The 24,106-nt window shown below is 45.2% G+C and carries 22 protein-coding genes and 1 pseudogene; 14 read left to right on the top strand and 9 right to left on the bottom strand.

The annotated features are described in order from the left end of the window. Nucleotides 1-12 precede the first annotated feature (12 nt). The 5 genes from WKT17_RS14630 to WKT17_RS14610 all read left to right on the top strand — a co-directional run bounded on the left by WKT17_RS14630 (nucleotide 13) and on the right by WKT17_RS14610 (nucleotide 3,750). The gene (locus WKT17_RS14630) at nucleotides 13-1,638 is read left to right on the top strand and encodes a phosphotransferase (RefSeq protein ID WP_173750094.1); all 1,626 of its coding nucleotides are present in this window, start codon (nucleotides 13-15) and stop codon (nucleotides 1,636-1,638) included. Nucleotides 1,639-1,669: 31 nt separating this feature from the next. Further along, on the top strand, nucleotides 1,670-1,792 hold the full coding sequence (locus WKT17_RS14625) for a hypothetical protein (protein ID WP_291683488.1): 123 nt from the start codon (nucleotides 1,670-1,672) through the stop codon (nucleotides 1,790-1,792). 11 nt (nucleotides 1,793-1,803) lie between these two features. Beyond that, nucleotides 1,804-2,346 (top strand): diguanylate cyclase domain-containing protein, encoded by a 543-nt coding sequence (locus WKT17_RS14620; RefSeq protein WP_244092064.1) that lies wholly within the window; start codon nucleotides 1,804-1,806, stop codon nucleotides 2,344-2,346. A 114-nt stretch (nucleotides 2,347-2,460) separates the two neighbouring features. Beyond that, a complete protein-coding gene (locus WKT17_RS14615; protein WP_291683487.1) occupies nucleotides 2,461-3,384 on the top strand; it encodes an EAL domain-containing protein in 924 nt (307 codons plus the stop codon). Nucleotides 3,385-3,393: 9 nt separating this feature from the next. Continuing rightward, nucleotides 3,394-3,750, top strand: a complete 357-nt coding sequence (locus tag WKT17_RS14610; protein WP_173750097.1) for a PAS domain-containing protein — start codon at nucleotides 3,394-3,396, stop codon at nucleotides 3,748-3,750. A gap of 111 nt (nucleotides 3,751-3,861) precedes the next feature. Here the strand turns inward: WKT17_RS14610 and WKT17_RS14605 are convergent. Then, nucleotides 3,862-4,861 (bottom strand): annotated as a pseudogene (locus WKT17_RS14605) (type IV pilus twitching motility protein PilT); the annotation flags it as partial. Further along, nucleotides 4,848-5,051: a hypothetical protein gene (locus WKT17_RS14600; protein ID WP_173750099.1), complete on the bottom strand. Its 204-nt coding sequence runs from the start codon at nucleotides 5,049-5,051 to the stop codon at nucleotides 4,848-4,850. The gene WKT17_RS14600 and the pseudogene WKT17_RS14605, both read right to left, overlap by 14 nt. Before the next feature lie 174 nt (nucleotides 5,052-5,225). Between WKT17_RS14600 and WKT17_RS14595 the strand changes: the two genes are divergently transcribed. Both WKT17_RS14595 and WKT17_RS14590 read left to right on the top strand, forming a co-directional pair. Further along, nucleotides 5,226-6,572 (top strand): MATE family efflux transporter, encoded by a 1,347-nt coding sequence (locus WKT17_RS14595; protein ID WP_226853730.1) that lies wholly within the window; start codon nucleotides 5,226-5,228, stop codon nucleotides 6,570-6,572. A 2-nt stretch (nucleotides 6,573-6,574) separates the two neighbouring features. Then, nucleotides 6,575-6,928, top strand: coding sequence for a hypothetical protein (locus tag WKT17_RS14590; protein WP_226853732.1), 354 nt, complete (start codon nucleotides 6,575-6,577; stop codon nucleotides 6,926-6,928). A gap of 96 nt (nucleotides 6,929-7,024) precedes the next feature. On the opposite strand, the gene rfbC is transcribed toward WKT17_RS14590, so the two are convergent. The 4 genes from rfbC to rfbA form a co-directional block, all read right to left on the bottom strand. Further along, the gene (rfbC, locus tag WKT17_RS14585; protein WP_173750100.1) at nucleotides 7,025-7,627 is read right to left on the bottom strand and encodes a dTDP-4-dehydrorhamnose 3,5-epimerase; all 603 of its coding nucleotides are present in this window, start codon (nucleotides 7,625-7,627) and stop codon (nucleotides 7,025-7,027) included. 29 nt (nucleotides 7,628-7,656) lie between these two features. After that, nucleotides 7,657-8,592: a dTDP-4-dehydrorhamnose reductase gene (rfbD, locus tag WKT17_RS14580; RefSeq protein WP_330026947.1), complete on the bottom strand. Its 936-nt coding sequence runs from the start codon at nucleotides 8,590-8,592 to the stop codon at nucleotides 7,657-7,659. 16 nt (nucleotides 8,593-8,608) lie between these two features. Beyond that, entirely contained in the window at nucleotides 8,609-9,628 is a 1,020-nt protein-coding gene (gene rfbB, locus WKT17_RS14575; RefSeq protein ID WP_173750102.1) for a dTDP-glucose 4,6-dehydratase, read from the bottom strand. Nucleotides 9,629-9,707: 79 nt separating this feature from the next. Next, complete coding sequence (gene rfbA / locus WKT17_RS14570; protein WP_173750103.1) at nucleotides 9,708-10,604, bottom strand: glucose-1-phosphate thymidylyltransferase RfbA; 897 nt, start codon at nucleotides 10,602-10,604, stop codon at nucleotides 9,708-9,710. Between the two features lie 206 nt (nucleotides 10,605-10,810). Here rfbA and WKT17_RS14565 point away from each other — a divergent pair, with 206 nt between their 5' ends. After that, nucleotides 10,811-11,644, top strand: coding sequence for an Rpn family recombination-promoting nuclease/putative transposase (locus WKT17_RS14565; protein ID WP_294460377.1), 834 nt, complete (start codon nucleotides 10,811-10,813; stop codon nucleotides 11,642-11,644). A 230-nt stretch (nucleotides 11,645-11,874) separates the two neighbouring features. Then, complete coding sequence (locus WKT17_RS14560; protein WP_294460380.1) at nucleotides 11,875-12,927, top strand: PTS transporter subunit IIC; 1,053 nt, start codon at nucleotides 11,875-11,877, stop codon at nucleotides 12,925-12,927. A gap of 58 nt (nucleotides 12,928-12,985) precedes the next feature. Here the strand turns inward: WKT17_RS14560 and WKT17_RS14555 are convergent, their stop codons facing one another. Continuing rightward, entirely contained in the window at nucleotides 12,986-14,980 is a 1,995-nt protein-coding gene (locus WKT17_RS14555) for an oxidoreductase (RefSeq protein ID WP_173750106.1), read from the bottom strand. Between the two features lie 170 nt (nucleotides 14,981-15,150). Between WKT17_RS14555 and WKT17_RS14550 the strand changes: the two genes are divergently transcribed. Then, nucleotides 15,151-16,038 (top strand): LysR family transcriptional regulator, encoded by an 888-nt coding sequence (locus WKT17_RS14550; protein ID WP_173750107.1) that lies wholly within the window; start codon nucleotides 15,151-15,153, stop codon nucleotides 16,036-16,038. Between the two features lie 43 nt (nucleotides 16,039-16,081). Here WKT17_RS14550 and WKT17_RS14545 read toward each other — a convergent pair whose 3' ends face one another. After that, on the bottom strand, nucleotides 16,082-16,966 hold the full coding sequence (locus tag WKT17_RS14545; RefSeq protein WP_173750108.1) for a LysR family transcriptional regulator: 885 nt from the start codon (nucleotides 16,964-16,966) through the stop codon (nucleotides 16,082-16,084). Nucleotides 16,967-17,147: 181 nt separating this feature from the next. On the opposite strand from WKT17_RS14545, the gene WKT17_RS14540 reads away from it, so the two are divergent. Both WKT17_RS14540 and aroD read left to right on the top strand, forming a co-directional pair. After that, nucleotides 17,148-18,023: a shikimate dehydrogenase gene (locus WKT17_RS14540; RefSeq protein WP_294460387.1), complete on the top strand. Its 876-nt coding sequence runs from the start codon at nucleotides 17,148-17,150 to the stop codon at nucleotides 18,021-18,023. Between the two features lie 32 nt (nucleotides 18,024-18,055). After that, a complete protein-coding gene (aroD, locus tag WKT17_RS14535) occupies nucleotides 18,056-18,817 on the top strand; it encodes a type I 3-dehydroquinate dehydratase (protein ID WP_173750109.1) in 762 nt (253 codons plus the stop codon). A 23-nt stretch (nucleotides 18,818-18,840) separates the two neighbouring features. Here the strand turns inward: aroD and WKT17_RS14530 are convergent, their stop codons facing one another. Then, nucleotides 18,841-20,070 (bottom strand): AraC family transcriptional regulator, encoded by a 1,230-nt coding sequence (locus WKT17_RS14530; RefSeq protein ID WP_294580696.1) that lies wholly within the window; start codon nucleotides 20,068-20,070, stop codon nucleotides 18,841-18,843. A gap of 151 nt (nucleotides 20,071-20,221) precedes the next feature. Between WKT17_RS14530 and WKT17_RS14525 the strand changes: the two genes are divergently transcribed. Continuing rightward, nucleotides 20,222-22,489 carry a glycoside hydrolase family 2 protein gene (locus tag WKT17_RS14525; protein WP_291683479.1) on the top strand — a complete coding sequence of 756 codons (2,268 nt, stop codon included), beginning with the start codon at nucleotides 20,222-20,224 and terminating at the stop codon, nucleotides 22,487-22,489. 36 nt (nucleotides 22,490-22,525) lie between these two features. Then, nucleotides 22,526-23,920 (top strand): MFS transporter, encoded by a 1,395-nt coding sequence (locus WKT17_RS14520; RefSeq protein ID WP_291683478.1) that lies wholly within the window; start codon nucleotides 22,526-22,528, stop codon nucleotides 23,918-23,920. Nucleotides 23,921-24,106 lie beyond the last annotated feature (186 nt).

The following is a 24,106-nucleotide window of genomic DNA, read 5'->3' as shown; positions in this document are numbered from 1 at the left end:
AAGGAGGAACGAATGAAAAGTTTATTGATTTTAGGAGCCGGAGGATTCGGTCATATGATTCAGGAAATGGCAGGAATCCTGGGCTATGAGAAAGCTGTATTTTTAGATGACGCAGTGAAGGGAGCAGATGTAGTAGGAAAGTGCTGCGATTACAGGGCTTTTGTGAAAAACTATGATACGGCAGTGGCGGCTCTTGGCGACAACGGGATGCGCCTGTACTGGACAGAAAAACTCATGGAAGCGGGTTATCACGTTCCGCCTATGATTCATCCGTCAGCAGTGGTAAGCCCAAGCGCAGTGATTGGAAATGGAACATTTGTTATGCAGGGGGCAGTGGTGAATACACATACCGTTGTAGAACACGGTGTGCTGATTAACAGCGGCGCAGTGGTTGACCACGATTCCTATGTGGGCTGCGGCGCGCATATTGGGCTGAACAGTGTGGTAAAGGCCAATTGTAAGATTGATTCCAAGAGGAAAGTGGAAGCAGGGGAAGTGGTATTTTCTACCAGAAGAAAGATTGACGGCGTGAGCAGCCGTGATTTGGAAGACGCGCTGTATGCTTTTGGATTTGGTCTGCAGTGCAGCTATGTGAAACCTTTCGGAGAAGGGCATATCAATGAAACATATGCGGTTTATATGCCTACAGAGGATGGAGACGAATTTGCCTATATTCTGCAGAGGGTAAACAATAATGTATTTAAAGACCCGGCGGGAGTTATGGAGAATATTTTTGGTGTGACAGAGTATCTGAGAAATGTTATCCGGGAAGAGGGCGGAGATCCGGACAGAGAAACGTTGTCCTGCATTAAGACAAAGACGGGTTGTACGTATTTTGAAGACAGTGAGGGGCAGCCCTGGAGATGTTATAATTACATACCGAACTCCGTGTGTTATCAGCTGGTGGAGGAGCCGGAGCAGTTTTATCAGTCGGGTAACAGCTTCGGGCATTTCCTGAAACAGTTGGGCAATTATCCGGCTTCCAGCTTAAAAGAAACCATTCCGGATTTCCACAATACGGTAAAACGGTTTGGAAATTTCCAGAGAGCCCTGCACAGAGACATTAAAAACAGAGCCGTTACCTGCCGGGGGGAAATTTCTTTTGTATTGGAAAGAGAGCAGGACTGCGGCGTACTGGTACAGCAGCAGGAGGAGGGGATTCTGCCCCTTCGCGTCACCCACAATGACACGAAGCTGAACAATATTCTCTTTGACGCAGATACGGGAAAAGGGCTGTGCATTATTGACCTGGATACGATTATGCCGGGGCTGGCTGCCAATGATTTTGGAGATTCTATCCGCTTCGGAGCAGCCACAGCAGAGGAAGATGAGCAGAATCTGGATTTGGTACATTTTGATATTTCTTTGTATGAACTGTATGTAAAGGGGTATCTGGAGGCAACGAAAGATGTGCTGACTCCCGAAGAGGTGGAAAGTCTTCCATGGGGCGCCCGCCTGATGACGCTGGAATGCGGCATGCGTTTTCTGACGGATTATCTGGAGGGAGATACTTATTTTAAGACTGCTTATCCCGAGCACAATCTGGTGCGTGCCCGGACCCAGTTCCGTCTGGTGGACGAGATGGAGCAGCAGTTTGACCGGATGAAAGAAATCGTGAAGAAATATTGTCAGAATTGAAGAAGGTATAGTGAAAGGGACGAGGAGTAAAATGAAAGCTGCAGCAGATGAGATGGAGTATTCTTCAGAGTTGTTATATGATGCATTGATAGAGAGTACCGATGATTTTATTTATATGTGCAATCCTAAAACAGGGATGTTTCGATATCCGTAGCTTTGGTGGATATGTTTGGCCTTCCCGGCGAAGTAGTGAAGCATCCCCTTACCTACTGGAAGGCCATTGTGCATCCGGAAGACTGGGAACGTTTTTATCAATCCAATATGGAAGTTGTTTCCGGAAAGGTAGATTGCCACTCTGTAGAATTCCGTGCAAAGAAGCGCAGCGGAGAATATGTCTGGATAAAATGCAGGGGACAGATGATATACGATAAAGAAGGGAACCAGGAACTTTTTGCAGGAATTATGTGTCTGATGGGAAAGCAGAATAAGGTGGACCCTCTGACACAGCTTTTGAACTATACAGAGTTTTACAAGGCGCTTGAGAAGAGTCTGAAGGACGAGATGGTGGAACATCTGGCTGTGATGGTAATTGACATAGATGAATTTCGTCAGGTTAATGAGCTGTACAGTCGTTCCTTCGGAGACAAGGTACTGAAGCGGATGGGACAGACCATACAGGCGCTGCTTCCTGCCAACGCGTCTCTTTACAGAATCGAAAAGGACAAGATGGGGATTCTTATGGATAATGCAGTGGGACACGACGTATAGAGCACCTTTATCGTACGCTCCAGGAATATCTGATGAAGATATGGGAATGGAATGCCCAGAGACTGAATATAGAGATATCGGCAGGATGTGCAATGTATCCGGAAGATGGAAAGTATGTGGATGAAGCTGTACCGCTATGCGGATTATGCGCTGCAGCATGCCAAGGTACAGGGATACAGGGGATTTTATCTGAACTATCAGCCTCAGGTGAATCTCATTACGGGAGACATCAAGGGTGTGGAAGTACTGATGCGCTGGAAGGACGAAGACGGCAGCGTCGTTTCTCCGGCAGAATTTATTCCTCTTATGGAGGGACACAGAATGATTTACCGGGCCGGACTCTGGATGCTGCATAAAGCATTCAGAGACAGCAGGGAATGGCTGGAAAAGAAACCGGACTTTACCGTCAGTGTGAATATTTCTGTACTGCAGTTTCTGGAAGACCATTTTCTGGAGGATTTATACAGAATCATTGAGGAAGAAGCGTTTAGCTGCGAAAATCTTATTGTAGAGCTGACAGAAAGCTATGCGGTTAAGAACATGGAAATTTTCAGGGAAAAGTTCAATGATATGCGCAGCAGAAATATACGCACTGCTTTAGATGATTTTGGAACCGGATATTCCAGTCTCAGCTATCTGAAGAGTATAGAAATTGACGAGGTGAAGATAGACCGTTGTTTTGTGAGGCAGATTCAGAACAGCGCCTATAACTACCAGTTGCTTCGGAATGTGATAGAATTGGCCCATAGTGTCCATATCCGGGTATGCTGTGAAGGTGTGGAGAAAGAGGAAGAATTGTTCAGTCTTATGGAACTTCATCCGGATGTGATACAGGGATATCTTTTTGCCGAGCCTTATGAAAAGGAGAAATTTGAGGCTTTGTACATGAAGCCGGAAGTGGAGGAGTATCGGAAGCGGATAGTTCAGGAGGAGCGTTTCCGCTGTTTGCATTCAGATGACTTACAGCGCTTTTACGGGGTGCTCAATTCCAACTATCGTCAGAGGGATATTCTGAAAAATACTCGTCTGGGACTGTGAGTCATCCGTATGAATCCGGAAAAAAATCAGTATGAAATGTATGCAGACAGGGTGATGTTGGAAATTATGGGAGTAGAAGGGATTCCCACGCCGGAGGAGTGTTATCAGCACTGGTATGGAAGGATTCATCAGGGATATTATCAGTATGTGAATAGTTCTGTGAAGCGTGTGATTGAAACGGGAAAGGTGGCGCAGCTGGAATATGCCTGGAAACATCCGCAGAAGGGCGAGGTCATGGTCAGCTGTCTGGGCGCAAAAGTAGAGGATAATGACGGTATGATTTGTCTGGAAGGGCATCACCGGATTATCAGTGAGGTGGAAGAACCCCAATTTTTGCCGGAGAGAACTCCTGTAGATTCGTTTTAGTATCATGAGAAAGACCACTCCGTTTATCTTCACACAAACGGGAACTAAATTCCGGGAAGTGTTTTTACAGGCAGGTCAGCAGACCGTTGCATTTCATGCAACGGTCTCTGTTTAGTTATAGAGAAGTTTTCTCTTTAGCATTTCTGAATTGACCGCATGGGCCAGAGCTTCCTCTTTGGTAATCTGTCCCGTTCGGCAAAGGGTCTGGATACTGCTGTCCATGGAAAACATAGTGTCCGAAGAGGAGGAGTATACAAGTCCGTCAATCTGAGGAATTTTGTTTTCTCTTATCATATTGCGGATGGCAGGGGTGGCGGTCATCAATTCAAAGGCCGCATGCATGCCTGATTCGTCTGCAGAAGGAATAAGCTGCTGGGATACCACGGCCTGGAGAACGGAAGAAAGCTGTATGGCTATCTGCCTCTGCTGGTTGGGAGGGAAAACATCAATGATTCGGTCAATCGTGTTGGCTGCCCCCAGGGTGTGCAGGGTAGATAAGACCAGATGTCCGGTTTCCGCAGCCGTCATGGCAATAGACATAGTTTCAAAATCCCGCATTTCACCTAAGAGAATGACGTCCGGACTCTGACGGAGGGAAGAACGCAGAGCCACTACATAGCTTTCCGTATCGGAACTGATTTCACGCTGGCTCACAATGCTTTTTTTGTGCTTGTGAAGGAATTCCAGGGGATCTTCCAGAGTGATGATGTGTTTCTCCTGGTTTTCATTAATGGCATTGATGATGCAGGCCAGGGTCGTAGATTTGCCGCTTCCGGCAGGGCCTGTAACCAGTACCAGTCCTTTTTTCAGATTTCCCAGGTCAATAATCTGCTCCGGAATTCCAAGCACAGAAGGGTCTGGCAGGCTGAAGGTAATCATACGGATGACTGCAGCCAGAGAACCTCTCTGCATGTAAGTAAGTACTGACCCGGTAGCGGGACAGGCCTTTTACTGTAAAAGAGAAATCATCATCACCGGTTTGCAGGAACTTTCCGATATCTCTGTGGTCTGCCAGTTCATAAATTTCCCGGATAAGGCTCTCGCACTGCTCAGGCATCATTCGTTCCTCATTTAGCTGTATGATTTTTCCGCCTTTTTTATAAGACATGGGGCACCAGTACCTCCGGCATGTTGTCCCGGAGGGTCTGTGGGCTGTCTTGGTCTTTCTGGGCTTTGTCAGAGGCAGTATTTCCGGTATCACTGCCGCTGCAGCCCGTAGTCAGAAGAAGGGGCAGCACAAGCAGGGCAAAGATGAGCCGGAGTTTTCCCCGAAAAGCCGGAAAAGGATATTTCAGGTACATAAGATATTCCTTGAAAAAATAAATTCATTTGTCGTATAGGATAAGTATAGCACCCGAAAGGCGGTTTTTCCAACTGAAAAATTGCTTGACTTTGTGGTAATATAACATTGCAAAAACAAAAAGTTTGTACTATACTTCCTCTAGAATTATAAAGGAGCGAAAAGGAGAAGAAACATGACAAACGATATGACAAAGGGAAGTCCCATAAAGCTGATTATCCAGTTTATGATTCCCATGTGTCTGGGGAACATTTTTCAGCAGTTTTATAATATTGCGGATTCTATTATTGCAGGGCAGTTTCTGGGGGTAGATGCTCTGGCGGCTATTGGGAGCACCGGCTCTTTGATTTTTCTGGTGACCGGGTGGCTAAATGGACTGACAAGCGGTTTTTCTGTGTGGGTAGCGCAATGGTTCGGGGCCAGAAAGACAGATAGAATGAGGCATTTTATTGCCATGTCCATTTATATCTGTGTGGCTTTTGTAGTGGTGATGACCGTAGGACTTCTGGCGGCCAATGAACCTATTTTACGCTTAATGAATGCCCCGGAAAATTTGCTGGATGATATCAGCAGTTATATGGTTATTATTTATGCGGGTCTTGTGGTGACTTGTGCTTACAATGCTCTTGCAGCTGTGCTGCGGGCCTTGGGAGACAGCAAATCGCCGCTGTATTTTTTGATTGTTTCCGCTGTTATTAATGTGGTTCTGGATATTGCTTTTATTGTGATTTTTCATATGGGTGTAGAGGGATGTGCCTATGCCACGGTAATTGCACAGGGAATTTCTGCACTGCTGTGTTTAGTTTACATAATCAAGAAATTTCCGGTATTGAGGCTGAAAAAGGAGGATTTTCGATTTTCTGTAAATACCGTCAAAAAACTTTTGGGACTGGGGATTCCCATGGGACTGCAGTTTTCCATTACAGCCATTGGAACGATTATTGTACAGGGGGCAATTAATGTGTATGGCGCTGTGTATATGGCGGGATTTTCGGCAGCAGGAAAAATTCAGAATATTATCTGTACGGTGTTTGTGGCTTTCGGCGCTACTATTGCCACTTATGTGGGGCAGAACCGGGGCGCGGGGAAAATGGACCGCGTCAAACAGGGAGTGCGTCTCACACAGATGATGATACTGGTGTGCAGTGTGGTATTGATGGCAGTGATTCATTTCTTTGGAAAGTATATGATATTCCTGTTTATTGACCCGGCTGAGACGGAAGTGCTTCATGCGGCAGAAATTTATTTTAACATTGTTTCCTGGGCGTATCCTTTCCTGGGAAGTATTTTCCTTTACAGAAATGCGCTGCAGGGTATGGGATATGGTTTTGTGCCTATGATGGGCGGTGTGTTTGAATTGGTGGCCAGAGCTGCTATTGTATTTGTTGCGGCGGCAAACGCGGGATTTGCCCAGGTCTGCATGTCTGACCCGGCAGCGTGGATAGCAGCGTTGATTCCTCTGATTCCTTATTATATATGGGTGATGAGGAAAGCAGAAAAGAGCGGACAAGTGGAGGTGTAAGCGTGCAGTTAGAAGAGGAACAGAAGTGTCTGCTCAAAGAATTACAGACTGCTGTGGAGCGGCAGGAGGACAAAGAGCATTTGGAAGAACTGCTTTGGAAGACGTTGACAGTTTTCCAGGGCTGTCCCTTTTATACCGTAAAAAACCTGGAATTTGTATATGAAATCAGGGGAAATGAAATGTTTGTCAATAGAAAGGATAAATCCATTACCAGAGCAAGCATCAGCCTGGCTTTTGAAAAAGCATTGGAATTGCAGAAGACAGAGGGCACGGTAAAGGGGCCGAAGAAGCTGAATTGCTTTGGGGCAAGTTATCTTTATCCGGTCTTTGAGAAACTGGGAATTATCTGGAAGTGAAAAGTACCGCATGGACAACTGTGAAAATATTTATATTCTCAGAGTGTCCGTGCGGTACTTTTTACTCAAAATTTCTCTATGAGTTTCTATATGAAATTAAAATTTAAAAGTATCTTTCAGCGGCGCCCATTTCTGGTCTTTGTCGCTTAAGTTCAGCGCTGTGCCGTCTTCCAGAGTGTAACCTTCTGCAGATGCATTGCCCTGATATTCCCCTTTTAACTGTGGCCAGACAATGCCGATTTCCGGGTCATTCCAAGCCAGACCGCCCTCGTCTCCCGGGTGATAGAAATCGGTCACTTTGTAGCAGAATTCTGCTACATCGCTGAGTACCAGGAAGCCGTGAGCAAAACCTTCGGAGATGTAGAACTGTTTCTTGTTTTCTTCGGATAATTCGATACCGAACCATTTTCCGTAAGTTTTACTGCCGCTTCGCAAATCTACAGCCACGTCAAAAACAGTTCCTTTGATAACGCGAACCAGTTTTCCCTGTGGAAATTCTTTCTGGAAGTGCAGGCCGCGCAGCACGCCTTTGGTAGAGCAGGACTGGTTATCCTGCACGAATTTCATGTTCAGCCCGGCTTCTTCCATGTCTTTCTGGTTGTAGGTTTCCATGAAATAACCTCTGGAATCTCCGTGTACAGCCGGTTCGATAACATAAAGCCCTTCAATCGGGCATTTGCTTACTTTAATCTGTCCCATATGTTTCCGCTCCTTTTCTTTGTATTGTTTTAAAAATCAAGCTCTGCTAAGTAGCGTTTTACAGCGTCCTGCCAGGTTGGAAGAGGAGTAAAGCCATTTTTCACCAGCTTGCTCTTATCCAGTCTGCTGTTGAAAGGACGTTTTGCTTTGGAAATGCCGTATTCTTCTGTGGTAACAGGTTTTACGGTTACTTTTTCATATTCCGGATGCCCGGCTTCTGCAGCCTGGCGGAAGATTTCTTTGGCAAAATCTGCCCAGCTGATATAACCGCCTTCGTTGGTTGCATGATAGTAGCCGTATTTTTCCGTTTCAATCATATCTACCAGCAGCACAGCCAGGTCAAAGGTGTAGGTTGGCGTACCAATCTGGTCGTCTACTACTGTGAGGAGTTCATGTGTCTTTCCTATATTCAGCATGGTTTTGATGAAGTTCTTGCCGTTTTTGCCGAATACCCAGGCAATACGGACAATGAAATATTTTTCCAGAGTTTCGGAAACAGCCAGTTCTCCGGCCAGTTTGGTTTCTCCGTATACGTTTAAAGGTTTGTAGTCCTTGCAGTCCGGCAGCCAGGGTTCCGTTCCCTGTCCGTCAAAGACATAGTCCGTGCTGATGTAAACCATTTTGCAGTTCAGCTCTTTGCACACGTCGGCAATGTACTTTGTACCTGTGGCATTGATGGCTTCAACGACAGGTTTTTTGTCTTCCTCTTCTGCCAAATCCACGGCAGTCCAGGCAGCACAATGTACCACCACATCCGGCGCTGTTTCTTTCAGCACACGTTCCACGCAGGCGCGGTCTGTAATATCCATCTGTACATAAGGCATGGTTTCTACGGCAGTTCCGTCTGAAATACCGCTGTAAACTTCTTTGATATCGGAACCGATACCTTCATAGCCGCGTTTTGCCAGTTCGTTCATTACGTCATGTCCAAGCTGCCCAGCAACACCTGTAACTAAAACTTTCATTTACACTACCTCCTGTTTAGCGGTTTGCGTACATCTTTTCATAATAATTCTGATATTCGCCGGAGATGATAGTTTCCCACCATTCCTTGTTGTCCAGATACCACTGGATGGTTTTCTTGATACCGTCTGCGAACTTGGTTTCCGGCAGCCAGCCCAGTTCGTTGTGAATTTTAGTCGGGTCAATGGCATAACGCATATCGTGGCCTTTTCTGTCTGTGACATAAGTAATCAGACTTTCCGGTTTGCCCAGTTCTTTGCAGATGATTTTTACAATGTCAATGTTTTTCATTTCATTGTGACCGCCGATGTTGTAAACTTCGCCCACGCGTCCTTTGTGGATAATCAGATCAATGGCTTTGCAGTGGTCTTCTACATACAGCCAGTCGCGGACATTTTCGCCTTTTCCGTATACAGGAAGGGGTTTGTCATTTAATGCGTTGGCAATCATCAGCGGAATAAGTTTTTCCGGGAAATGATAGGGGCCGTAGTTGTTGGAGCAGCGGCTGATGGTCACAGGCAGGCCGTAGGTGCGGTGGTAAGCCAGTACCAGAAGGTCAGCGCCTGCTTTGGAGGAGCTGTAAGGGCTGCTGGTATGGATAGGGGTTTCTTCTGTGAAGAATAAGTCCGGGCGGTCAAGGGGCAAATCGCCGTATACTTCGTCAGTGGAAACCTGATGATAACGCTGAATACCGTATTTGCGGCAGGCGTCCATGAGCACAGCAGTTCCTTTGATGTTGGTATCCAGGAAGACTTCCGGATTTTCAATGGAACGGTCTACATGACTTTCCGCAGCAAAGTTTACCACCATATCAGGGTGTTCTTCTTCAAATAATTTGTAAACGGCTTCTCTGTCTGTGATACTTTCTTTTACAAAACGGAAATTCGGGTTGTCCATAACAGGTGCAAGAGTGGATAAGTTACCTGCATAAGTCAGGCAGTCCAGACAGATGATTCTGTAGTCCGGGTACTTGTCCAGCATGTGGAAAATAAAGTTGCTTCCGATAAATCCGGCGCCGCCGGTAACAATAATAGTCATAGTAAAAATCTCCTTATTTGCTTTTTATTTTATTCCCAAAGGGGAAAGAATATGTTTTCTTTTGGGACAGACCCTGAAATTAGTGCAGGCTGTCCAGATATTTGCCGTCCAGAACGTCTTTTAAATACTGGCCGTACTGGTTTTTCTTTAACACTTCGTAAACCTTCAGAACATCGTCTTTGGTAATCCAGTTGTTTAAGTAGGCGATTTCTTCCAGGCAGGCAATTTTGCGGTGCTGGTGGTCTTCGATAGTTTTAACAAAGTTGGTAGCTTCCACAAGGCTTTCGTGGGTTCCGGTATCCAGCCAGGTAAAGCCTTGTCCCAGAAGTTCCACGTTTAAGCAGCCTTCTTCCAGGTAAATACGGTTTAAGTCTGTGATTTCCAGTTCGCCTCGTTTGCTTGGCTTTAAGTTTTTCGCGTATTCCACAACTTTGCTGTCGTAGAAGTAAAGTCCGGTGACACAGTAGTTGCTCTTTGGATGTTCCGGTTTTTCTTCGATGGAAATGGCTTTGCCGTCCTGGTTGAATTCTACGATACCGAAGCGTTCCGGGTCGTCTACATAGTAGCCGAATACGGTGGCGCCTCTGCCGGTTTCTGCGTTTTCCACGGCTGCTTTTAAGCGTTTTTTCAGACCGTGTCCTGCAAAAATGTTGTCACCCAGTACCATGGCAACAGAATCGTTTCCGATAAATTCTTCGCCGATGATAAAGGCCTGCGCCAGTCCGTCCGGGCTTGGCTGTACGGCATAGGAAAGCTGTACGCCGAACTGATGGCCGTCTCCTAAGAGTTCCTGGAAACGAGGGGTATCCTGAGGGGTGGAGATGATGAGGATTTCACGGATTCCTGCATTCATCAGCACAGACAGCGGATAGTAAATCATTGGTTTGTCATAAATAGGAAGTAACTGCTTGGAAGTTACCATAGTCAGGGGGTAAAGGCGGGTTCCTGAACCGCCGGCTAAGATAATACCTTTCATAATTGAAATCTCCTTTGTTTTTTATTCATGTTTAGTCTCTGAGTTTATGATAACTCTATTATATAGGGTGACGTTACGTCATGTGCAAGGGTTTTTTGTATTGTTCATCAAAATTTCATAAATCCAGAGGAAAGAGGGGTTGTTTTTCAAAGTTCATATGTTATACTTTTTATTAAGGAATTCCTCTGCTTTTAGGGAGGATTATTATGAAAAAACAACGATTGGAAAATCTTACAATTAAAGATAATTTCCTGTTTGGTGCAGTGATGATGAATGAAGATAACTGTAAGGGGCTTTTGGAAAGAGCGCTGGATATAAAAATTGACTATGTTCGGGTAAGCCGTGAAAAAAGTATAGTCTACCACCCTGAATACAAGGGAGTCCGGTTAGATGTATATGCAAAAGATGAAGCGCAGACCTGCTATAATATAGAAATGCAGGTGACAAAGAAAAAAGCGCTGGGAAAACGAAGCCGTTATTACCAAAGTCAGATGGACATGGAAATGCTTTTGGCGGGCAGTGAATACGAGATGCTTCCCAGCAGTTATGTTATTTTTATCTGTGATTTTGACCCATTTGGGGAAAAGCAGTACCGGTACACCTTTGAAATGAAGTGCAAAGAAAAAGTACAGTTTGGAGACTGTCGTCATATTGTATTTTTAAGTACCTGTGGGGAAAATGACGAAGAGGTTCCAAAAGAACTGATTACTTTTCTGAAATTTGTCAAGGCAGATTTAAAAGACAGTCAGACTGATTTTCATGATTCTTATATCCGACAGCTTCAGGAATTTATCGCTCGGGTAAAATCCAGCAGAGAAATGGAGGAGCGTTTTATGGTTTTAGAAGAGATGCTGAGAGATGAACGAAGAGAAGGAAGAACAGATATTTTGTTGGAAATGCTGGAAGAATGCGGGACAGTACCGGAAAATCTGAAAGAAAAAATTCTCGGAGAAACCGATATGAAAACGCTGGCCTTTTGGACAAGACTTGCAGCAAAAGTTGAATCTGTAGAGGAATTTCAGGAAAAAATGGAACTGTAATTTTTTCCGTAGATTTAGTCACATCTAAAAGCAATTCACGCCGTTTCAGGCAAATATTTCAAGATAAGGAAGAAAAGCGGAGGAATTCTGATAACCATAAACCTCGCCAAACAGAGACGATTTTCCTACTTGACGAACTCCGGAAAAATATGGATAATAGAACCTGACTGACAAGACAGTAAACAAGACAGTAAAACAAAGAAGACGTCAGAAGGAAGGAGAATCCATTCATGAAAGAATTTTTGAGAAGAAAAAACATCATTTTTTCTGCCAAGCGATATGGGATTGACGCTTTAAGCGCCATGGCACAGGGGTTATTTGCCTCTCTGCTTATCGGGACGATTATCAGTACCCTGGGGGAGCAGTTGGGCATTGATATTCTGGTAACCGTGGGAACTTATGCCAAAGGAGCCACAGGTGCAGCTATGGCTATTTCCATAGGCTATGCATTGCAGTGTCCGCCCCTGGTGCTGTTTTCGCTGACAGCCGTAGGCATGGCGGCCAATGAGCTGGGCGGTGCGGGAGGCCCGCTGGCAGTTCTGATTGTAACTATTTTTGCGGCGGAAGCAGGCAAGCTGGTTTCCAAGGAGACAAAAATAGATATTATTGTAACACCTTTTGTATCTATTGCCGTGGGTGTACTGTTGTCTCTTTGGTGGGCACCCGCTATCGGCTACGCAGCCAGCAGCGTAGGAAATGCCATTATGTGGGCAACAGAACTGCAGCCGTTTTTTATGGGTATTTTGGTTTCCGTCATAGTAGGGATTGCACTGACACTTCCTATCAGCAGCGCGGCAATCTGTGCAGCTCTTTCTCTTACCGGTCTGGCCGGTGGAGCGGCAGTGGCAGGCTGCTGTGCCCAGATGGTGGGCTTTGCAGTGATGAGTTTTAAGGAAAACCGGTGGGGTGGTCTTTTTGCCCAGGGAATCGGAACCTCCATGCTGCAGATGGGAAATATTGTGAGAAATCCGAAAATCTGGCTTCCACCGACTTTGGCTTCAGCGATTACCGGACCGATGGCCACCTGCCTGTTTCATATGGAAATGAACGGAGCGGCAGTTGCTTCCGGTATGGGAACCTGTGGCTTTGTGGGACAGATAGGTGTGTATACAGGCTGGGTACAGGATATGGCAAGCGGCGCCAAAGCAGCGATTACCCCCATGGACTGGATTGGCATGATTCTTATCTGCTTTGTACTGCCCGCAGTGCTGACCTGTGTCATTGCCATACCTTTCAGAAAGAAAGGATGGATTGGAGAAAATGATTTGAAACTGGATTTATAAAAATAAAGTATGGGTCTGGTGCACGACGCAAGGTGTACCAGACCCATATTCTGTGTTTTTATAAATATCCGTGTTTTTCCAGTGTGTTTAGGATGTTGCGTCCTTCGTCTGTACCTTCAATGATACGTCTCGCCCGGACACTGTCACCAATGTTGATAACTTCAATTTCGTCACCAAAGGCGTTCTGGAGCTCAGCCAGAACCGGTGTGTTGGCTTTCATTCCGAGGCAGACAAATCCGTAATCAAAGTTTAAAGTTTCTTTGCCTTCCGGGGTTTCCACCAGGAAAGAATCGTCCCGGACTTCTTTCAATGCGGTGTTAGGCATTTGGCGGACATGGTATTTATCCATCAGGGCAAAGGTGCCGACCTTGGATATGGGGTCAATTCCGTTTCCGATTGCAGGGAGCATTTCTACGATAGAGACTTCTGCGCCCCGCGGAGCAAAGAACTCCACCACGTCCAGTCCTACGGCACCGCCGCCGATGACGCAGACTTTCTTTCCGGTCATATCCTCCGGATACTGGTCTACATGCTGAATCATATCAAAAATAGAGTACACATGGCTTCCGGGTTTGCCCAGTGTGTCGTGAAGCCCGGCAATGGGAGGAAGCAGCGGGAGAGAGCCTGTAGCATTGACAAGGATGTTAGGCTTCAGGTTTTTGATAAATTCGGTGGTAGCTTCAGTCTGGGTAAACACAAACAGGTTTTTTAATTTGTGCGCACGGTGGATCAGGTAATTGGGGAAATCTGCCAGACGTTTTTTGTCCGGAATCTTGGAAATCTCTGCAGCCAATCCGCCAAGATACGGTTTTTTCTCAATGAGGAAGGTTGTACATCCCACTTCGGCGGCTGTACAGGCAGCCTCAAGGCCGGCAGTTCCGCCTCCGATTACAACGACATTGCAGGGCTTGGAAACCCGTTGTTTTTTGTAGACTTCTCCGTGGAGAACGGCAGGATTTACAGTACAGCGGATAGGACGGTTAATGCCGATTCGGTTTCCGGCGCACCCGATGTTGCAGGAAATACATTTGCGGATATCACAGACATCTCCGAATTCCACTTTGTTTACCCAGTCCGGGTCTGCAATCAGTCCCCGTCCCATACCGATGATGTCCGCGTCGCCTTTTGCAAGAATGTCTTCCGCAACCTGGGGATTTCGGATATTTCCCGTAGTTACACAAGGTTTTCCGTAGCGTTCTTTTACTGCTTTTGCCATGTAAGAGCGCCAGCCGTCCGGCAGATAGTTGGCGTCAATCTGATACTGAATAGAACTGTTCAGTCCCGCAGATACGTCGATAACGTCGGCTTCTTCCTGGAAATATTGAAGGTAATCCAGAGTATCCTCCAGAGTGTTGCCGCCTTCCAGAAATTCATCGGCGCTGATTCGCACGAAGATGGGGAAATGCGGCCCAACCTGTGCGCGGACTTCCTCCAGAACCATACGGGCAAAGCGGGCGCGATTTTCAGCGCTTCCGCCGAATTCGTCTGTCCGGTGGTTGGTAAGCGGAGATAAAAACTGGCTGATGAGGTAGGAATGTCCGGCGTGAATTTCTACAGTATCAAATCCGGCAGCCTGAGCCCGTTTTGCCGCTTGTCCGTATTTTTTTACAATCTGAAGAATTTCTTCTTTCTCTAACGGGCGCGGAATTTCACCTCCGGCTTTGGAAGGAATGTCAGAGGCAGAGACCGGCTGCATCTGGGTACGGGCAGACTGAGCCGAAGCCCCGGCATGGTTAATCTGAATACCGATACAGGCGCCGTGTTTGTGGACAGTTTCTGTTAATTTGAACAGACGCGGAAGATAATTGTCATGGTCAATGCGGAGCTGGGTGGTTCCGTTGGAACCCAGCGGGTAATCTACGTTTGCATTTTCTACCATAATTAAACCGGTGCCGCCTCTGGCGCGCTGCTCGTAATAATTAATATGAAGAAAGCTCATCTCGCCGCTTTGTTCACCGTAGTTTGTACCCATGGGTGTCATCATAATTCTGTTTTTCATCGTCATGCGGCGGATGGTCAGTGGTTCAAAGATGTGTTTGTACATGCTTTTCATAAGGAACTCCTCCTGTTTTCTGGATTTGATATTTGATTAACAATCTATGTTCTGACCGTATTATAGGGAAAAATAAACCATAAAACAAATGCATATTTTTATTAATATCTATAGAAATTAACTATTAGTTATGGTATTCTGTATAAAAAGGTGAGAAGGGAGTGAGTTGTATGAAGCTGCATCAGTTAAATTATTTTGTGGCACTGGCACGTTTGGAGCATTACACAAAAGCGGCAGAAGAGATTGGAATTTCTCAGCCAACGCTGAGTCATGCAATTGCCGGACTGGAGGAAGAACTGGGTGTAAAGTTGTTCCGCAAGCAGGGAAGAAATGTGGTACTGACAAAGTATGGGAGATTTTTCCTGGGGTATGTGGAGGAATCCATGAATGTACTGGAACTGGGAGTCTCTAAGACAAAGGGGATGGCGGGACAGACCAAAGGGGTCATTGATTTGGCATATATCTATACACTGGGCAGTGAATTTGTGCCTCGTCTGGTGGGGGATTTTCTGCGAAGTCATGAAGAACTGGAAACAGAGTTTCATTTTACCGTGGGGAATACGTCAGAACTTATCCAGGGGCTGAAGGATGAAAAGTATGATATTGCCTTCTGTTCCATGATGGAGAATGAACCGGAAGTCAGCTTTACACCAGTAGGAACACAGAATCTGGTTGTAGTCATACCGAAACAACATCCTCTGTCCGGAAGAGGGGAAGTGGATTTGGAAGAGGCTGCCCTTTATCCGCAGATTTATTTTACACAGGGAAGCGGCCTTCGGCCGGTGGTGGACAGGCTCTTTGAAATGGCGAAAATCAGACCCCAGATTGCTTATGAAATAGAGGAAGACGGTGCAATGGCCGGGCTTGTAGCACAGAATTTCGGTATTGCGGTCATGCCGGATATTCCCCTTCTTAAAAATATGAATGTGGAAGTGCTGAAGCTGCGCTCGCCCCGGTATCAGCGTTACATCTATATGGCGCTGTCCAAGGAGAATTATCAGACTCCCATTGTAGAAAAATTCGCAGAATATGTAAAAGCCTTATATGGAAAATACTAGTTTAAGATTCGTTGTACCAGAAAACCTCCGGCAGGGACACCAATTACAGATGTGTCCCGTCCTTTATGATAAACTGGAGAAAATTCCGGACCGCCGGAATCATATAATGGTCTTTTAGATAGGCCAGATAAACGGTATGAACCAGATGTATGTCACGAAGCGGCAGAATCCGGATATTGCGTTTGCGGATGGCCTCCGTATCTGCCACCAGGGCTATGCCGAAATCTTCCTCCACAAGGGCAGAGATGGCGTTTTCATCAGGGGACTCGCAGATGAAATTCGGGGTGATTCCGTGGGAAGAAAATATCTGCCGCGTATATTTTCCCAGACCGGAGCTTTTGTCATACCCAATCAGCGGATAGGCGCTAAGTTCAGACAGGGAAACCGCGTCTTTGGCGCACAGCGGATGTCCCTTGGGCGTGATGACGGTCATATTCTGGTGGATAATAGGAATAAACTTAATATTTGGTTCGTTTTCCATATAGGAACAGAACACAAGGTCAAAGAGCTCCTTTTTCAGTCCTTCAATCAGTTGGGGTGTGTGGAGCTGATGGAAGCTGAAGGTAATGTTCTTATAGCGTTCCTGGCTTAAAAAACGCCTTACAGTATGAGGGATATAGCGGTTCGCCAGGGGAAAGACATATGCAATATCAACGTGTCCCTCATCCTGGGCAAGCTGGTGCATACGAAAGAGGGCAGTCTCCGTCTCCTGCAGAATCCGCTCTGCGTGTTCCAGAAAGATTCGCCCGTATTTGGTAAGCCGCACATTGCGTCCCTGCCGTTCAAAAAGAATGATGTTCAGCTCCTCTTCCAGGGAAGCAATAGAGCGGCTTAGGGAAGGCTGGGAAATATTAAGTTCTGCGGCAGCCTGCCGGAAATGCTGATGTGCGGCAACTGTCCGGAAATATAATAACTGATTTAATGTCATATCAAATTCCTCCTGTCAGACATTATAACACAATTAATAGCATAAAGGTATCGAAAAAGGTAAAAAGATGTATTAGAACTATCCGGCGGACTGGATTATAATTAAGAGCAGCTAAGTTGTTTAGTAATTAACAAAGTCAAAAGGTACAGACAGATACCGTTATGAATGGAGGAAAATAAACATGGCAGAAAGAATTACAGGTCACACAGAATTAATCGGACTGATGGCATATCCTATCAGACATTCCAGTTCCCCGGCCATGCACAACGAAGCATTTGCCAATCTGGGACTTGATTATGCATATATTGCATTTGAAGTGGATAACGACTCTCTGGAGGATGCGGTCAAGGGACTTCGCGCATTGAAAATGAGAGGCTCAAATGTGTCCATGCCTAATAAGACAGTGGTACATAAGTATCTGGACAAGCCTTCTCCGGCAGCAGAAATGTGTAAAGCAGTAAACACGATTGTCAATGACAACGGAGTGTTGACCGGACATATTACGGATGGTATCGGATATATGGCGGCGTTAAAGGATAATCACATTGATGTAATTGGAAAGAAAATGACCATTGTCGGCGCCGGAGGAGCAGCCACAGCCATTCAGGTACAGGCAGCGCTGGACGGAGTAAAAGAGATATCTATTTTCAATGCAAGAGATAAATTCTGGGACAATGCAGTTGAAACGGTAAAGAAGATTAATGAAAATACAGAATGTAAAGCTGCTTTATATGACCTGGCTGATTTGGATAAGTTAAAAGAAGAGATGGAAGACAGTTATCTGTTTACCAATGCCACGGGAGTAGGAATGAAACCCTTAGAGGGGCAGACCTATATTCCGGACAAATCCTTTTTCCGTCCGGATTTAATTGTCATAGATATTGTATACTTCCCAAGAGAAACCGCTCTTCTTAAAATGGCAAAAGAAGCCGGCTGTAAGACGATGAATGGTCTTGGTATGATGTTGTTCCAGGGGTCAGCGGCCTTTGAACTGTGGACCGGACAGCCTATGCCGATAGAGTATATGAAGGAAATTTTGGATATTAAGTATGAATAAGAGAAGCAAGCAGAAAACGAGGAGGATATAAGATGAATCCAGTAGTAGTCAGAAATGTAAAAATCGGAGAGGGAATCCCGAAAATCTGTGTTCCCATTGTGGGCGTCACAAGAGAAGAAATCCTTGCAGCCGGAGCCCGTATCCGGGAAATCGGAGCAGATGTGGCAGAATGGCGCGCAGACTGGTATGAGGAGGTATTCCATTTGGAAAAGACCAGGGAGACAGCCGGATTACTTAGGCAGACGCTGGGTGACCTGCCCCTTCTTTTTACATTTAGAACATCAAAAGAGGGCGGGGAAAAAGCCATGGAAACCGAAGCGTATGTCCGTTTGAATCAGGAGATGGCAGAAAGCGGAAGTGTGGATTTGGTGGATGCAGAGCTCTTTACCGGAGATGAGGAGGTCAGACAGATTGTAAAAACAGCGCACCAATGCGGTGCCAAGGTCATTGTTTCAAACCATGATTTCCATAAGACGCCGGATAAGGAAGAGTTGTTAAAACGTCTGTGCAAAATGCAGGAATTGGGAGCGGATATTCCGAAGATTGCAGTTATGCCGCAGAATAAAAAGGATGTATTGACACTTCTTGCAGCCACGGAAGAAATGACAAGCGTGTATGCAGACCGCCCGGTGATTACCATGTCTATGGCAGGAACCGGAGTGTTAAGCCGCCTGTGCGGAGAAGTCTTTGGCTCTGCATTGACCTTTGGAGCAGCAGGAAAAGCTTCTGCTCCCGGTCAGATGGCAGTGGAGGACTTAAAAACTGCACTGGAGCTTCTGCATAAGAGTCTGTAAGCGGAACAGCGGCAGTTTGCAGCTTATTCGTCAGAAACGGTCTGGTCAGGGGATTTCCGGTAGGCGTTGGGTGTCATGCCGCAGATACGCTTGAACAGCCTGGTAAAGTAGTGAATGTCTGCAATACCGCACCTTTCCGCAATGGATTTAATCGGAACATCTGTCTTGGCCAGAAGGGTTTTGGCATATGAAATCCTCAGATTTGTCACATAATCTGTGAGAGAAATTCCTATTTCTTTGGAAAAAAGGGTGGACAGATAGCTGGCATTGACCCCCAGGTGCTCGGACAGGGTTTTCAGTGTCAGGTCTGCGCTCAGGTCGGTTTCCATATAAGCCAAAACCTTTTTCAGCAGAGGGGAGTGTACCTTGTGCTGGTGTTCCTTTACAATCCGGCAGTAGCCCAGTACGATTTTTCGCTGGTGCTCGAAGACCTGCTCCACGGAGGTGAGTTTTTCCAGTGTGGAAACATTATGGTTGGAATATGCATCAATGTGGACAGGGTGTACACCGGCATGTTCCGTAGCTTTGCGCAAAAGGGTATTCATGGTAATGGTATAATCCTTCACGTCTCGTAAGCTGTTGGAGGTGCGCTGGGGAAGGTAAAGGCTTCCGAAGCGGGAAGTTAATTCCAGAGCCCGGCTTTCCCGTCCGGAGGAGACTGCGCTCATCAGTATATTTTCGGATTCGTAGCGGTCTTCAATGACATCAATATTGGAAAAAGGATGTTCAGCGCTGCGAATATAATTTTTGTAGGTATTGTCCCAGTGGTCGAAAAAGTCTGCATTGGAATAGATAACTTCACATTGTTCTTTATACATGGCTTTCCCAAGTTCCAGAAACAGACTTTCAAACATGGAGTAAGACGCTTGGAAGGGAAGGCGCTGATAGTAGTGCTGCAAAGGTTCTCTCAGCTCTTCCGGAAGAGAGACAGAGGCAAAAATTTCGTTAAAACGTTCCCCTTGAATTTTTTCAAACAAAACAGGACCGCAGTAGAAAATCGTTTCTTTATCCGGAAGAAGCAGATAAACAAAGGTGCAGCGGAAAATATCCGTATTAAAATAAATCTTACCGGGCTGTGCCTTTTGAAAAAGCTCCCGAAAAGAATCGGAGGTATCTTTTAAGTTCAGAATATCGCTGCGCAGACCCATGTCAATATGCTCAAAAGTTTCGTCGGACAGATTCAGGCGATATGTGGACAGGTAGTTTGTCTGTAAGATATTCTGTGTCAAATCAACTAATTCGTCATATTTCATAAGCATTCCTCTTACAATCTGAAAATCGTGCAAAAAACCATAAAAATCATCACTATTATTTTCGCATAAAATTACATATAATATTATACAAAAAGGCTTAAAATAAATCTACGAAAATATCCAAAGAACACAAGGAAAAGGAGAGAAAGCTATGCGTAGAGTGATTAATTTAAACAATGACTGGGCTTTTATTCAGCAGGATGCCGGACTTCCGGAAGTTATGCCGACAGACTGGCAGACAGTAAGCCTTCCTCATACCTGGAATGCCATTGACGGACATGACGGAAACGGCGGTTACGATAAAGGCAGATATTGGTATGCAAAGACATTTGCAACTCCGAAACAGCCATTGGGCGGCGGAAAAGTATTTGTGGAATTTCTGGCAGCGGGACAGCAGGCGACTGTTTATGTAAACGGAAAAGAAGTGGTATATCATGAAGGCGGATATTCAACTTTCCGTGCAGACATTACAGAGGTGTGCAAAGAAGAAGGAGAAAACCTTCTGGTTGTAGCCTGCAGCAATGAAAGAAAAGAAAGTGTATATCCACAGTCTGCAGACTTTACTTTCTACGGCGGTCTGTACAGAGGTGTAAACCTTATCAGCGTACCGGACGCACACTTTGATTTGGAATATTACGGAGGCCCTGGAATTCAGGTTACACCAAAGCCATGTGACTGCGGCGGTGCAACATTCGACATTGTTTCTTATGTAAAAGAAGCAGATGAAAACTTTACTGTATTATATTCTATCTGTGACGCGGAAGGAAAAGAAGTTGCAAGCGCATGCCGTCCGGCAGACAGCACAGCAGTAACGGTATACGTTCCGGATGTGAAGAAATGGGATATTGATACACCTTACCTTTACACAGTTACAGCAAGACTGGAAAGAAGAAACGAAACTTACGATGAAATCTCTGCTCGCGTAGGTGTCCGCAGCTTCTCCTGTGACCCGAACAAGGGATTTATCATCAATGGAACAGAAACACCGCTTCGTGGTGTAAGCCGTCATCAGGACCAGTTATATAAAGGAAATGCTCTGACAAGAGAAGACCACTTTGAAGATGCAAAAATCATCAAAGAACTGGGTGCAAACACCATTCGTCTGGCTCACTACCAGCATTCACAGGATTTTTATGATGCCTGCGATGAAATGGGATTTGTAGTATGGGCTGAAATTCCGTTTATCAGTGTGATGAACAAAGACCCGGAAGCTCACCAAAACTGTATCAGCCAGTTAAAAGAGCTGATTATCCAGAACTACAATCATCCTTCTATCTGTTTCTGGGGAATTTCAAACGAAATCCTCATCGGTGGTATTTCCGAACAGTTAGTGGAAAATCATAAAGAATTAAATGCTCTGGCAAAAGAACTTGACCCAAGCCGTCTGACAACCATTGCTCACGTATCAATGACACCAATTGAAGGACCAATGCACTATATTACAGATACAGAAAGCTACAACCATTATTTCGGATGGTACGGCGGAAAGATGGAAGACAATGGCCCATGGCTTGACAATTTCCACAAGATTCATCCAAACATCTGTCTTGGTGTTTCTGAGTACGGATGTGAAGGCATTATTACTTACCACGGACCAAACCCTGCATGCAAGGACTACAGTGAAGAGTATCAGGCACTGTATCATGAACATATGGCAAAAGTATTAGATGAGCGTCCTTGGATTTGGTCCAGCCATGTATGGAATATGTTTGACTTTGGCTGTGCAGCACGCGATGAAGGTGGCGTAGCCGGAAGAAATAACAAAGGTCTTGTGACCATGGACAGAAAGATTAAGAAAGACAGCTACTATATCTACAAAGCATACTGGAATAAAGAACCAATGGTTCATCTGTGTGGAAAACGTTATGCACAGCGTGCCGGAGAAACTACAGAAATCCGTGTATATTCCAACCAGCCTTCTGTAACACTATTCTTAAACGGTGAAAAAGTAGAAGAGCAGACAGCTGATAAAGTATTCGTATTTACGGTAGCTTTAAAAGATGGCTTTAACATCATCACTGCACAGGCAGGAGATCTGAAAGATACCATGACTCTGGAAAAAGTAGAAAAAGAACCTGCTATCTATGTACTTCCAGAAGTAAATGAACGTGCAGAAGGTGTTGCAAACTGGTTCAGCACAGTTGGCGATATGGATTTAAAAGCTCCAATGGAATTCCCGGAAGGCATGTACAGCATCAAAGATACCATAGAAGAACTGGCAAAATGCCCGGAAGCAATCGGAATCGCTGCAAAAGCAATTAAATTGACCATGAATATGACGGTCGTTCCAGGTGAAGGTATGTGGGATATGATGAAAGGCATGACACTGGAAAGACTCGGTGAAATGGCTGGGGATTTGGCTCCGGAAGGTTTTGTGGAAAGTGTAAATGCAAAACTGATTCAGATTAAGAAGAACTAAAACTTGCAGTTAAAAACAGGAAAAGGAGAAAAAAGCATGGCAAGAACAAATACTTCGTCCGTTTCGGCATTCGGAATGAAGGACAGACTGGGTTATATGTTTGGTGATTTTGGTAACGACTTCACCTTCATATTATCTTCAATGTTTATGATGAAATTTTATACAGACATTATGGGCTTATCCGCAGGAGTTGTGGGTATGCTCATGATGGTAGCACGTTTTGTAGATGCGTTTACAGATGTTACTATGGGACAGATTGTAGACCGTTCCAGACCTACAAAAGACGGTAAGTTCCGTCCGTGGATTAAGCGTATGTGCGGTCCCGTGGCGATCGCCAGTTTCCTGATGTATCAGTCAGGACTTGCGGGTATGTCCTATGGATTTAAGGTAGCGTATATGATTGTTACTTACCTGTTATGGGGTTCTGTATTCTATACATCCATTAATATTCCTTATGGTTCTATGGCTTCTGCAGTTTCTGCAGACCCAACAGACAGAGCATCTTTATCTACATGGCGTTCTGTAGGTGCAACTCTGGCCAGCCTTGTAATTGGTACAGGTACACCGTTGATCGCTTATGTAACTGTAGATGGCAACCCAGTTCTTTCCGGAAGCCGTATGACAATTATTGCAGGTGTGTTCTCTGTATGTGCATTTATCTGCTATATTCTTTGCTTTAGCCTGGTTCGCGAGCGTGTTCCAGTTGAGGCGAATAAACAGAAACTGGATTTAGGTGCTCTTGGAAAGAGTCTGATTACAAACCGTTCTCTTCTGGGAATTATTGCAGCAGCGATTTTGCTTCTTCTGGCTATGCTTGGCATGCAGGGAATGGCAGCTTATGTATTCCCTAATGTTTACAGAAGTACGCAGGCACAGTCCGCTGTATCTCTGCTGAGTAGTGTAGCAATTCTGGTTATCTGCGCTCCGTTGGCAAGTAAGCTGGCAGCAAAGTTTGGTAAGAAAGAATTGTCTACAGTATCCTGTATCTTCGGAGCAGCCTGCTATGTAGTTTGTCTGATTGTACATCCGGATAATGTATGGGTTTATGTACTGTTTTATGTACTGTCCTTTATTGGACTTGGATTCTTTAATACAGTTATCTGGGCTATGATTACAGATGTTATTGACGATTCTGAAGTAAAGAATGGTATTCGTGAAGATGGAACTATTTATGCAGTTTACTCTTTTGCGAGAAAGCTGGGACAGGCATTTTCTTCCGGTATGATTGGTAGTCTGCTTTCCTTAGTAGGATATACAAGTGCAACAGCATTTGACCCATCTGTTACAGAAGGAATCTTCACGATTTCCTGTATTGTACCGATTATCGGTCTGACAGCAGTGGCTCTGGCTCTGTTTTTCCTGTATCCTCTGAACAAGAAACGTGTAGAGGCAAACGTAGCTGAACTGGCACGCCGCCGCGGCGAAAACTAAAAAATTTAGAGAGCGATTTGTTCGCTCTCTTTTTTTGCAAAAATGTAAAAAAGTGAACTCTCAAAAAATTTAAAATAAACTGTTGACAACACTATTTATAAGTGTTATATTACAGATAGAACAAGAGAGGAGATACCAAGAGGAAGCAAAAAGGTACCGAGTCTCAGAGTTCCGAAATCGACACTT

Source organism: Blautia sp. HCN-20427 (genome assembly GCF_037890365.1).
Lineage (GTDB): Bacteria > Bacillota > Clostridia > Lachnospirales > Lachnospiraceae > Blautia.
The sequence above is the reverse complement of the archived record's forward strand: the minus strand, read 5'-3'. Positions and strand labels throughout refer to the sequence as shown.